Here is a 10,863-nt window from a genome sequence, read left to right as displayed (position 1 = left end):
GGAGGTCCTGGGCGGAGTCGACCGGGTTGACCGGGAAATAGCCGCCCTTGGGGCCGGGCCGGTGGCCCATATTGCCCTCGGCATATTCCTTGGACGAGTTCACCGGCAGTTCGGTGGAGTCAAAGGCGTAGCCGGTGTTGTGGCCCGAGGTTGACCAACGCACATCGTCGAACAGGAAGAACTCGGCCTCGGGACCGAAATAGACGGTGTCGCCGATGCCGGCGGCCTTCACATGGTTCAACGCCGCCTTGGCGATCGAGCGCGGGTCGCGGTTGTAGGGGGTGTTGGTGTCGGGGTTCAGCACGTCGCAGAACAGGCAGAGCGTCGTTTGCTGATAGAAGGGGTCGATATAGGCCGAGGCCAGGTCCGGACGCAGCTTCATGTCGGACTCGTTGATGGCCTTCCAGCCCACGATCGACGAGCCGTCGAACATGGTGCCGTCGGTCAGGAATTCATCATCGACGAGATCGATGTCGAAGGTGACGTGCTGCATCTTGCCGCGAATGTCGGTGAAGCGGACGTCGACATATTTGACGTCCTTTTCCTTGATCAGGTCCAAGATGTCTTTGGCGGTCGTCATGGCGGTTATCCCCTAACTCGCTTTTTGGAATGGGTGATCAGACAGCAAGCGCGCCGGTCTCGCCGGTGCGGATGCGAACAACTTCAATGACTTCGGAGACGAAGATCTTTCCGTCTCCAATGCGGCCGGTTCGCGCCGCGGTGGTGATGGCCTCCAGGGCGCTGTCGAGCTGGTCGTCGGCGACCACCACCTCGATCTTAATCTTCGGCAGGAAATCGACCACATACTCGGCGCCACGATAGAGTTCGGTCTGCCCCTTCTGCCGTCCATAGCCCTTGGCCTCAAGCACGGTCATGCCCTGGACGCCCAGTTCCTGCAGGGCCTCCTTCACCTCGTCGAGCTTGAACGGCTTGATGACCGCTTCGATCTTCTTCATGGGGCCTCGTAAATCACTGAATGGGCCGCCCGCCCTGGCGCTCGTGGCGACGGAGCACGCCAAGTCGCGAGGCCACAAGGGCCTGCCTGCGCCGACCTTCACGGGTCTAGGACGAAAACGCGTGATGCGCAGAAAATAGTCAACTGGCGCCCAACGATTGTGCGCTGCGGAAATCGCCTTGTGACTGGCCTGATCCACCCTAGGATCGAATGGTGCAGTCGGGTGCGGAGGCGTTGAGATGGACGATAGAACCCCAGTTCTGATCGGGGCGGGTCAATTCACATATCGCGGCGAACCGCAGTCTGCGCCCGCGCCGACCCGACTGCTGAAGATTGCGGCGCTTGGCGCCGCGCAGGACGCGGGTCTCGCCGAGCGTGATCTGGCCACCATCGACAGCCTGGCCGTGGTGGGGTTCACGGTGGATGCGCCCGGCGGTGGGCGCGCCACGCCGCACAGCACCAATCCGCCCTTGAGCCTCGCCAAGGCGCTCGGCGCGGCGCCGACCTGGTCGGTCTATTCCCATATGGGGGGCAACAGCCCGCAACAGCTGATCAACACCCTTTGCGAACGGATTTCGAAGGGCGAGAGCCAGCTTGGCCTGGTGGCGGGATGCGAGTTCCTGGGCTCCGCCACCAAGCGGCTGACCAAGGGGCTGGGGTTCGACGACTGGGACGAAGACCAGGGCCTGGATCCGCCGGAGCGGATCGGCGACCCTCGGCCCGGCGTGACGCCGTACGAGGCGCGGCACGGCCTGGGGCGGCCGATCAACACCTATCCCCTGTTCGAGAACGCCCTGCGCGCCCGGGACCGGCGGAGCATCCCCGATCACCAGAAGCGGCTGGGCGAGCTTTTTGCGCCTTTCACAGAAGTCGCTGCGCGCAATCGCGACGCCTGGTTCCCCATTGCGCGCACGGCCGAAGAGCTGATCACCGTCACCGAGCGCAACCGGATGGTGGGCTTTCCCTACACCAAGTACCTAAACGCCATCATGGAGGTGGACCAGTCGGCGGGCGTCCTGGTGGCGAGCCTGGCCAAGGCCCGCGAACTCGGCGTGCCCGAGGCGAGCCTCGTCTATCTGCATGGCTGCGCCGACGCCTCGGACCTTTGGTATCCCCTGGACCGCCAGAACTTCCATTCCAGCCCCGCCATGCGCCTGACGGGCGCCCGGGCCCTGGAGATGGCCGGGATCGGCCTGGACGAGATCGGGATCATCGATCTCTATTCCTGTTTCCCCGTGGCGGTGGAGATCGGCGCCGAGGAACTGGGCCTGTCCCTGGATGATCCCCGCGGCCTGACCGTCACCGGCGGTCTGCCCTATGCCGGCGGGCCGGGGAACAACTACGCCATGCATTCAATCGCCGTGATGATGCAGCGGCTGCGCCAGGCCCGCGACACCTATGGCCTGGTGACGGCCAATGGCTGGTTCCTGACCAAGCAGTCGACGGGGGTCTATTCCTGCCGCCCGCCGGGCGCGCCCTTCGAGCGCCAGGATCCTGCGGTCATCCAGCGCCAGATCGACGCCCTGCCACATCCGGTTGTCACAGAAACGCCGCAGGGTCGCGCGGTGATCGAGACCTACACCGTCGTCCATGGCCGGGAGGGCTATCTGATGGGCCTCGTGGTCGGCCGCGACGAGGCCGACCGCCGGTTCGTCGCCCATACGCCCGCCGACCCGGCCGTTCTGCACAGCCTCGAGGCGGTGGAATCCGTCGGCCGTGGCGGTAGTGTCGGACCCGCCCCCGAGGGTCAACGTAACCTCTTTGTACCGGACTGACGCCATGCCCCGCCTCTATCTGATCCGCCACGGGAAGCCCGCCGCCACCTGGGGCGGCCACGACGACGATCCGGGCCTGGACGAGACCGGCCAGGCCCAGGCCGAGGCCGCCCGGGATTTCCTGATGGCCCTGCCGGCCGATGAGCGGCCCTCGCGGGTCGTCTCCTCGCCCCTGGCCCGTTGCCGTGAGACGGCCGAGCCGACCGCCCGCGCCCTGGGCGTGGAGGTGGAGATCGATCCCGGCGTGGGCGAAATCCCGACCCCGGCCAATCTGGCCGCCGCAGACCGCGGCGCCTGGCTGAAGGAAGCCTTCCAGGGCGCCTGGGCCGACATCCAGGGGGACCTGGACTATGACGCCTGGCGTCGCGACGTGGCCGGCGCCCTCGTCGCCCTCGTCGCCCGCGGCGACACCGCGGTGTTCAGCCACTTCGTCGCCATCAATGCGGCGGTGTCCTGCCTGACTGGTGATGATCGGGTGGTCGGCTTCCGGCCCGATCACACCTCGATCACCGTGCTGCAATCCGACGGTAAGACCTTGACCCTGGTGGAGAAGGGGCGAGAAGCCTCAACCAGCGTCCTTTAAGTAGTTCTAGTTCGGAGACCGCGTGGGCCCACAGCACATTCTTACGGTCGCGCAGGTCCGCGCCGCCGACCAGGCCGCCTTGGCCGCCGGCGTCGCCGCCGCCGAATTGATGGCGCGAGCCGGCGCTGGCGTGGCCGAGGCGATCATGGCTCGCTTCGAGCCTTGCGACGTGCTGGTGCTCTGCGGTCCCGGGGACAACGGCGGCGACGGCTATGTGGTCGCCCGCCTGCTGGCCGAGCGTGGCTGGCCCGTGCGGGTGGCCGCTCTGGAGCCGGCCCGCAGCCCCTCGGCCCAGGCCATGGCGGCGATGTGGGTGGGGGCGATTCAGCCCGTCGAAGCAGCCGACCTGGCGGCGGAGCTCTATGTGGACGCCCTGTTCGGAGCCGGTCTTTCGCGCCCCCTGGGCGGGGAGGCGGCCCGCGTCGTCCAGCAGCTCAATGCGACGCCCGAGCGGGTGGTGGCGGTCGACACCCCCAGCGGCCTGCCCGGCGACACCGGCCAACCGATCGGGGTCTGCGGCCGCGCCGTCCTGACTGTCACCTTCCACGCCCGCAAGCCCGCCCATGTGCTGGAGCCGGGGCGGGGGCGGTGCGGCGAGGTGATCGTCGCCGATATCGGCCTGCCGCCGAGCGAGGCCACCCTGTTCGAAAATACGCCCGACCTCTGGGCCCTGCGCTTCCCGTGGCCGACGGCGGCCTCGCACAAACATGCGCGGGGGCGAATGGTGGTGGTGAGCGGCCCGGCCTGGCGGACCGGCGCAGCGCGGCTGGCGGCCCGGGCGGGCCTGCGGATCGGGGCCGGCGTCGTCACCGTGCTCTCGCCGCCGGACGCCCTGACGGTGAACGCCGCCCACCTGGAAGCCGTGATGCTGCGGCCCTTCGACAGCGAGGCCGAACTGGAGAACCTCGCCGCCGATGTGGACGCCGCCGTCATCGGCCCGGCCGCCGGCGTCAACGAGACGACGCTGATGAACGTCCTGGCCCTGGCGCGCACCGGCGCGGCCCTGATCCTCGACGCCGACGCCATCACGGTCTTCCGCGAAGATCCCGAGGAGCTGTTCTCCGTGCTCGACAAGGACGACGTCCTCACGCCCCACGCGGGCGAGTTCGAGCGGCTGTTCCCAGGCGTCCTGGAGTCCGCGCCCGAGCGAATCTCGGCCACCCGCAGGGCCGCGGAGCTGGCCGACGCCGTGGTGCTGTTGAAGGGCCACGACACGGTGGTCGCTGCGCCGGACGGGCGGGCGGCGGTGGCGCTGAACGGCTCGCCCTGGCTGGCCACGGCCGGGGCCGGCGACGTGCTGGCCGGCTACATCGCTGGCCTGGTGGCTCAGGGCATGGACAGTTTCGAGGCCGCCTGCGCCGCGACCTGGATCCACGCCGAGGCCGCCCAGGCCCATGGGCCGGGCCTGATCGCCGAGGATCTGCCGGGCCTGACGCCGATGGTTCTGCGAAGGCTCTACAGCGCCAGCTAGACCGTGGCGTGGGCGTCTGCTAGGCGAAGCCTGTCGCCCTGGAGCCCTGGCCCTTGAACCGTCTGCCCGCCATGAACGCCGGCGCCCTCGCACCGGTAGCCGCCGGTTGGGTGGCTATGCGCGTGGCTGCGGCTGGCGGGACGAGGATCTAGACCAACAGTCGCAAACCGCGGCGATCTCCTCCCACCACCCCGGCCTCGACCGCGGGTGGGGGCGTTGAAAATCGCCAGCGCCTGGTCGGAGCCCCTTTCGGACCCTGACGCCATGACCAGCTACACGCCCCAGCTCCTGGGGGCGCTCGCGCTCTTCGCCTTTGTTTCCTCGATTACGCCGGGCCCCAATAACGCCATGCTGATGGCGTCGGGCGCCAATTACGGCTTCGCGCGCACTCTGCCGCACCTGACCGGCGTGGTGCTGGGCTTCTTCGTTCTTCTGCTGGCCGTGGGCTTTGGCCTCGGCGGCCTGTTTTCCGCCTATCCGCTGGCGCACACGATCCTGAAGGCGCTGGGAGCGGCCTACCTCCTGTGGCTCGCCTGGAAGATCGCCACGGCCAAGGGTGTGGGGGAGGGGGCGGCGAATGCGCGGCCCTTCACCTTCCTGCAGGCCGCCGGGTTCCAGTGGGTGAACCCCAAGGCCTGGACCATGGCTGTCGGCGTGGCCGCCGCCTATGTCCCCCGTGACGGCGGACCGGGCGACATGCTGATCGGCGCGCTGGCGGTGTTCATCGTCAACGCGCCCTGCGCCGTGGCCTGGGCGGGATCGGGCGTCGCCTTTCGCCGGCTTCTGGCGCGGCCGGGAGCGTTGCGGCTCTTCAACTGGACCATGGCCGCCCTGCTGGTCGCCTCGCTGGTCCCGATCCTCTTCGATCTCGTGCGGATCTGGTCCTGAGGGGAAGGCGGCTTGACGCGCGCGGGCAAACCGCCGATGGCAGGCGCGGAATGCGGGCGTGGCGGAACTGGTAGACGCACTGGATTTAGGTTCCAGCGCCGCAAGGCGTGGAGGTTCGAGTCCTCTCGCCCGCACCACCTTTGCTCTTGGACCGGGCAGGCGCCCGTGACATAAGGGCGCCCTCCCGCCGCCTCGACGTAGGCGGCGCTTCCCGTTTCACCTTTAGGCGGACCGTCAAGAGCGCGTGACAGCGCCCCGGAGTCCGGAAGCAAGAATGTCGATGCAGATCGTTGAAAAGTCCGGTGAAGGCCTCAGCCGCGTCTATGGCGTCACTGTCCCGGCCGCGGACCTGGCCGAGCGCCTGGAAGCCCGCATCGCCGAGGTGACCCCGCAGCTGAACATCAAGGGCTTCCGCCCGGGCAAGGTGCCGCCGGCCCATGTGCGCCGCGTGCACGGCAAGGCCCTGATGGCCGAGGTGGTCGAGGCGACCATTTCGGAGTCGACCCAGAAGGTCCTGGAAGAGAACAAGCTGCGCCCGGCCGGCGAGCCCGACCTGAAGCCCGAGGGCGACCTGCAGGACGTGGTCGACGGCAAGGCCGACCTGGCCTTCGACATCTCGCTAGAGCTGATGCCGGACTTCGAGCCCGTCGATCCCTCGACCCTGGAACTGGTCCGTCCGGTCTATACCCCCGGCGACGAGGAAGTGACCGAGGCCCTGGCCGAACTCGCCAAGCAGAACCGCAGCTTCGAGCCGCGCACGGGCAAGACCGTGAAGGCCAAGGACGGCGACCAGGTCACCATCGACTTTGTCGGCAAGATCGACGGCGAGGCCTTCGAAGGCGGTTCGGCCGAGGGCGCCCAGCTGGTGCTTGGCTCGGGCAGCTTCATTCCGGGCTTCGAAGAACAACTGGTCGGCGCCAAGCCCGACACCGACGTCGTGGTCAAGGTGACCTTCCCCGAGGACTATCAGGCCGCCCATCTGGCCGGCAAGGAAGCCGAGTTCGAGGTCAAGGTGACCGCCGTCTCCGCGCCGGTGGAGACCGAGGCCGACGACGCCTTCGCCGAAAAGCTGGGCATCGAGAGCCTCGACAAGCTCAAGGAACTGCTGCGCGAGAACCTGCAGCAGCAGTATGTCAGCGCCTCGCGCTTCAAGCTGAAGCGCGCCCTGCTGGACGCTCTGGACACCAAGCACGACTTCGACCTGCCGCCGAAGATGGTCGAGGCCGAGTTCGCCGCCATCTGGACCCAGGTGCAGCAGGACAAGGAACGTGAAGCCCTGCCGCCGGAAGACGCCGAAAAGACCGACGAGCAGCTCGAAAGCGAATATCGCAAGATCGCCGAGCGCCGGGTGCGCCTGGGCCTGGTCCTGGCCGAGATCGGCCGGGTCAACAACGTCCAGGTGACCGAGCAGGAACTGCTGGAGGCCATGCGTCAGGAGGCCATGCGCTATGGTCCCCAGGCCCAGCAGGTGTTCGACATGTTCCGCCAGAACGCCAACGCCCAGGCCCAGCTCCGCGCGCCCATCTTCGAAGACAAGGTCGTCGACCTGATCGTCGAGAAGGCCAAGGTCGAGGACAAGGATGTCAGCAAGGACGAGCTGATGGCCGAGGACGATCTGCCGGAAGGCTATGGCGACTGAGACGCCGCGCGCGCCCATGAGGCGACGTGAAGCTGGAACGAAAATGATCCCGGCGTGGCCTTGGCGCGACGTCGGGATCATGCGTCTTTAGGGTTCCGAAAGGGCCTGCGTCGGAGGCTCACCTTGCAACCTCCCGACGCAGACGCGATATCGGAGACGACGGCGATCCGACGATCGCCCATCGAGAAGGGCTTTTAAGCTTATGCGTGACCATGTGACCACCGCGCTCAACCTCGTGCCCATGGTGGTCGAGCAGACCAGCCGCGGCGAACGGGCCTTCGACATCTTCTCCCGGCTACTGAAGGAACGGATCATCTTCCTCAACGGCCCGGTCGAGGACGGCATGGCCGCCCTAATCTGCGCCCAGCTTCTCTATCTGGAGTCCGAGAACCCCAAGAAAGAGATCTCCATGTACATCAACTCGCCCGGCGGCATCGTGACCTCCGGCCTGGCGATCTACGACACCATGCAATACGTGAAGAGCCCGATCTCCACCGTCTGCATGGGCATGGCGGCCTCCATGGGCTCGTTCCTGCTGATGGCCGGCGAAAAGGACCAGCGGATTTCGCTGCCCAACGCCCGCATCATGGTGCACCAGCCCTCCGGCGGCTATTCCGGCAAGGCCTCGGACATCCAGCGCCACGCCGAGGACATCATCAAGACCAAGGGCCGTCTGAACGAGCTCTACGCCAAGCACACCGGCCAGCCCATCGAGGTGGTTGAGGAGACGCTTGATCGCGACCACTTCATGACCGCCGACGAAGCCAAGGCCTGGGGCCTCGTCGACCACGTCTATGAGCGGCGCAGCGAGGACTGATCCAGGCGGGCGCGGGCGGCCGCGACCAGGCGCGCCCGGCCTTCCGCTCCGGTGACGTCGAACCGTTCGAAGTCGGCGTCGGCCGCGCCGCGCAGATCGGCGAACAGGCCGGCGGGATCTTCGTGGAAATGCAGAAAGGCGCGGCTCTTCGCATAGAAGACGCCGCGCTTTTTTTCGTTCAGGCCTGGCAGGACGCGCAACTCGGCCAGCAGGGGCTCCAGGACGTCGAGGGTCGCGGGGCGGGCGTGACGCACCTCAGTCCTCCTGCAGGTCCGAGCCACAGTCGATCAGAGCCCGGCCGTCAGACCGTGGCGGGTCGAGGCGGAGGCGCCCAGGCGCAGGTGACTATGGCGTGTCCTTGAACACGCGATAGCCCGCCTCGTCGGCGATCTTCAACATTTCCCGGTCGCCGCTGGTGTCGCCATAGGCGGCCCGCAGGCGGATATCGGCGCCAAATTGGGCCTGCAGGCGGACAACCTTTTCCGGGCCCCGACAATTACGGCCGTCGATGACGCCGGCCACCCGGTCCTCGGCGTCGAAGACGAGGCGCGTGCCGATGAGGTGGTCGGCCCCCAGCCCGCGGGCGAAGGGCTGGACGACAATGTCCGGTGAGGCGGTGACGATGACCATGGTCGCCCGCCGTTCGCGCCAGCGCCGCCAGGTGTGCAGGGCGTCGGGACGCAGGAGGCGCGGGGCGAAGGCCTCGGCGAAGGCGCGGGCCTCGGCTTCCAACTGCGCCCGGGGCACGCCCCTGAGGAACTCCCGCACGGCTGCGGCCTTGATCCGCCCCCGATTGCGGTGGAACAGATAGGCGCCGGCGGCGGGCGCGAGGCGGCGCATGCCCCGGGCGTAGCGGGCGCGGCTGACCCGCCACTTCAGAAAGGTGGTGAAGCTGTCGCGGGTGGTCAGCGTGCCGTCGAAATCGAAGGCGACGACGCCGGTGTCTTCGGCAGGATCGTCCATCAAGCCCCCTGAGCGCGCCTTGCGCCGAAATAACGCAGTCTGAACATCGCGCCCCTTAAACCCGCCGCCCTGCGAAAAGGGCGCCGGAGGATTTGCACAGGCTTGAGCCCCGATACGCCCTTTGGGGGCAAGGTGCGCATGGGGTCACTTGCGCCAATCCGATACAGTCCCATCTAGAGATTCGAAATTGCGCGCCATCGGGCGCCTGGCCCTTAGAAGCCTCTGGGCGTGCGCCAAGGCTTGTGATCCGGCGCCGGATCGGGGAATGTCAAGGATTAGACAACCCCCGGCGCGTATCCTGCAAGGATGGCGGGAAATCGCCGCCTGCGCCCAGGGCGATGATTTCGACCGGCGTCGTCGAGAGAGTGAGACTGAACATGACCAAGGCCGCGAGCGGGGACTCCAAGAGCACGCTGTACTGCTCCTTCTGCGGAAAGAGCCAGCATGAAGTCCGCAAGCTCATCGCGGGCCCGACGGTGTTCATCTGCGACGAATGCGTCGAGCTCTGCATGGATATCATTCGCGAGGAGCACAAGATCTCCTTCGTGAAGTCGAAGGACGGCGTCCCGACGCCTCGGGAGATTCGCGAAGTCCTCGACGATTACGTGATCGGCCAGGACCACGCCAAGAAGGTCCTCTCGGTGGCGGTCCACAACCACTACAAGCGCCTGAACCACGCCACGAAGAACAACGACGTGGAGCTGGGCAAGGCCAACATCATGCTGATCGGGCCGACTGGCACGGGTAAGACCCTGCTGGCCCAGACGCTGGCCCGAATCATCGACGTGCCCTTCACCGTGGCCGACGCCACGACGCTGACCGAAGCCGGCTATGTCGGCGAGGACGTCGAGAACATCATCCTCAAGCTGCTGCAGTCAGCCGACTACAACGTCGAGCGGGCCCAGCGCGGCATCGTCTATATCGACGAGGTCGACAAGATCAGCCGCAAGTCGGACAACCCCTCGATCACCCGCGACGTGTCGGGCGAGGGTGTCCAGCAGGCCCTGCTGAAGATCATGGAAGGCACGGTGGCCTCGGTTCCGCCCCAGGGCGGCCGCAAGCATCCGCAGCAGGAATTCCTGCAGGTGGACACCACCAACATCCTGTTCATCTGCGGCGGCGCCTTCGCCGGCCTCGACAAGATCATCTCGGCCCGCGGGCAGGGGACCTCGATCGGCTTCGGCGCCAAGGTCTCTGACCCCGATGATCGGCGCACCGGCGAGATCTTCCGCCGGGTGGAGCCCGATGACCTCCTGCGCTTTGGCCTGATCCCGGAATTCATCGGCCGCCTGCCGGTGATCGCCACCCTGGACGACCTGGACGAAGAAGCCCTGGTCAAGATCCTGACCGAGCCCAAGAACGCCTTCGTCAAGCAGTACCAGCGCCTGTTCGACATGGAAAATGTCGGCCTGACCTTCACCGACGACGCTCTGAACGCCGTGGCCCGCAAGGCCATTGCGCGCAAGACGGGCGCGCGGGGGCTGCGCTCCATTCTGGAGGGCATCCTGCTCGACACCATGTACGAGCTGCCGACCTATGACGGCGTGGAAGAGGTGGTGGTCAACGCCGAGGTCGTCGAAGGCCGGGCTCAGCCGCTGATCATCTATGCCGAACGTCGGGACAAGGGCGGTGCGGCCTGAGGCCGCGCCGTTTCCCCACGAATTTGTGTTGCGGCGCCGAAGACACGATGTCGCGCAACACCCCTGTGGCGCTTGAACCACGGCGCGAAGCGTCCACATAAATAACCTGAAGAGACCGCCGTCTTGGCGGAC

At 67.1% G+C, this 10,863-nt stretch carries 11 protein-coding genes and 1 tRNA gene; 8 read left to right on the top strand and 4 right to left on the bottom strand.

What is annotated here, in order from left to right:
* Together V7702_RS07490 and V7702_RS07485 are read right to left on the bottom strand one after the other, a co-directional pair.
* The coding region (locus tag V7702_RS07490; RefSeq protein ID WP_335649505.1) for a glutamine synthetase beta-grasp domain-containing protein at nt 1–580 on the bottom strand (580 nt) is incomplete at its 3' end.
* 37 nt (nt 581–617) lie between these two features.
* On the bottom strand, nt 618–956 hold the full coding sequence (locus V7702_RS07485; RefSeq protein ID WP_304713668.1) for a P-II family nitrogen regulator: 339 nt from the start codon (nt 954–956) through the stop codon (nt 618–620).
* A gap of 238 nt (nt 957–1,194) precedes the next feature.
* Here V7702_RS07485 and V7702_RS07480 point away from each other — a divergent pair, with 238 nt between their 5' ends.
* The 7 genes from V7702_RS07480 (at nt 1,195) to V7702_RS07450 (ending at nt 8,128) form a co-directional block, all read left to right on the top strand.
* Entirely contained in the window at nt 1,195–2,730 is a 1,536-nt protein-coding gene (locus V7702_RS07480) for an acetyl-CoA acetyltransferase (protein WP_335649504.1), read from the top strand.
* Nucleotides 2,731–2,734: 4 nt separating this feature from the next.
* Complete coding sequence (locus tag V7702_RS07475; protein WP_335649503.1) at nt 2,735–3,313, top strand: histidine phosphatase family protein; 579 nt, start codon at nt 2,735–2,737, stop codon at nt 3,311–3,313.
* 22 nt (nt 3,314–3,335) lie between these two features.
* Nucleotides 3,336–4,784: an NAD(P)H-hydrate dehydratase gene (locus tag V7702_RS07470; protein WP_335649502.1), complete on the top strand. Its 1,449-nt coding sequence runs from the start codon at nt 3,336–3,338 to the stop codon at nt 4,782–4,784.
* A gap of 216 nt (nt 4,785–5,000) precedes the next feature.
* A complete protein-coding gene (locus tag V7702_RS07465; RefSeq protein WP_335649501.1) occupies nt 5,001–5,672 on the top strand; it encodes a LysE family translocator in 672 nt (223 codons plus the stop codon).
* Nucleotides 5,673–5,724: 52 nt separating this feature from the next.
* Nucleotides 5,725–5,809 (top strand) — tRNA-Leu (locus V7702_RS07460).
* A gap of 143 nt (nt 5,810–5,952) precedes the next feature.
* On the top strand, nt 5,953–7,311 hold the full coding sequence (gene tig, locus V7702_RS07455) for a trigger factor (protein ID WP_335649507.1): 1,359 nt from the start codon (nt 5,953–5,955) through the stop codon (nt 7,309–7,311).
* Nucleotides 7,312–7,513: 202 nt separating this feature from the next.
* The gene (locus V7702_RS07450; RefSeq protein WP_335649500.1) at nt 7,514–8,128 is read left to right on the top strand and encodes an ATP-dependent Clp protease proteolytic subunit; all 615 of its coding nucleotides are present in this window, start codon (nt 7,514–7,516) and stop codon (nt 8,126–8,128) included.
* On the opposite strand, the gene V7702_RS07445 is transcribed toward V7702_RS07450, so the two are convergent.
* Entirely contained in the window at nt 8,104–8,382 is a 279-nt protein-coding gene (locus V7702_RS07445; RefSeq protein WP_335649499.1) for a hypothetical protein, read from the bottom strand. The two genes, V7702_RS07450 and V7702_RS07445, sit on opposite strands and share 25 nt — an antisense overlap.
* Before the next feature lie 91 nt (nt 8,383–8,473).
* The gene (locus V7702_RS07440; RefSeq protein ID WP_335649498.1) at nt 8,474–9,091 is read right to left on the bottom strand and encodes an HAD-IB family hydrolase; all 618 of its coding nucleotides are present in this window, start codon (nt 9,089–9,091) and stop codon (nt 8,474–8,476) included.
* Nucleotides 9,092–9,468: 377 nt separating this feature from the next.
* Here V7702_RS07440 and clpX point away from each other — a divergent pair, with 377 nt between their 5' ends.
* Complete coding sequence (gene clpX, locus V7702_RS07435) at nt 9,469–10,731, top strand: ATP-dependent Clp protease ATP-binding subunit ClpX (RefSeq protein ID WP_293321178.1); 1,263 nt, start codon at nt 9,469–9,471, stop codon at nt 10,729–10,731.
* Nucleotides 10,732–10,863: the final 132 nt, after the last annotated feature.

It is taken from the genome of Phenylobacterium sp., assembly GCF_036963605.1.
Classification (GTDB): domain Bacteria; phylum Pseudomonadota; class Alphaproteobacteria; order Caulobacterales; family Caulobacteraceae; genus Phenylobacterium.
The sequence above is the reverse complement of the archived record's forward strand: the minus strand, read 5'-3'. Positions and strand labels throughout refer to the sequence as shown.

What these genes read in the sequence shown, in the direction of transcription:
- V7702_RS07475 (WP_335649503.1), top strand. Translation starts at nt 2,735, where the DNA reads ATGCCCCGCCTCTATCTGATCCGCCACGGGAAGCCCGCCGCCACCTGG.
- clpX (WP_293321178.1), top strand. Translation starts at nt 9,469, where the DNA reads ATGACCAAGGCCGCGAGCGGGGACTCCAAGAGCACGCTGTACTGCTCC.
- tig (WP_335649507.1), top strand. Translation starts at nt 5,953, where the DNA reads ATGCAGATCGTTGAAAAGTCCGGTGAAGGCCTCAGCCGCGTCTATGGC.
- V7702_RS07480 (WP_335649504.1), top strand. Translation starts at nt 1,195, where the DNA reads ATGGACGATAGAACCCCAGTTCTGATCGGGGCGGGTCAATTCACATAT.
- V7702_RS07450 (WP_335649500.1), top strand. Translation starts at nt 7,514, where the DNA reads ATGCGTGACCATGTGACCACCGCGCTCAACCTCGTGCCCATGGTGGTC.
- V7702_RS07440 (WP_335649498.1), bottom strand. Translation starts at nt 9,091, where the DNA reads ATGGACGATCCTGCCGAAGACACCGGCGTCGTCGCCTTCGATTTCGAC.
- V7702_RS07485 (WP_304713668.1), bottom strand. Translation starts at nt 956, where the DNA reads ATGAAGAAGATCGAAGCGGTCATCAAGCCGTTCAAGCTCGACGAGGTG.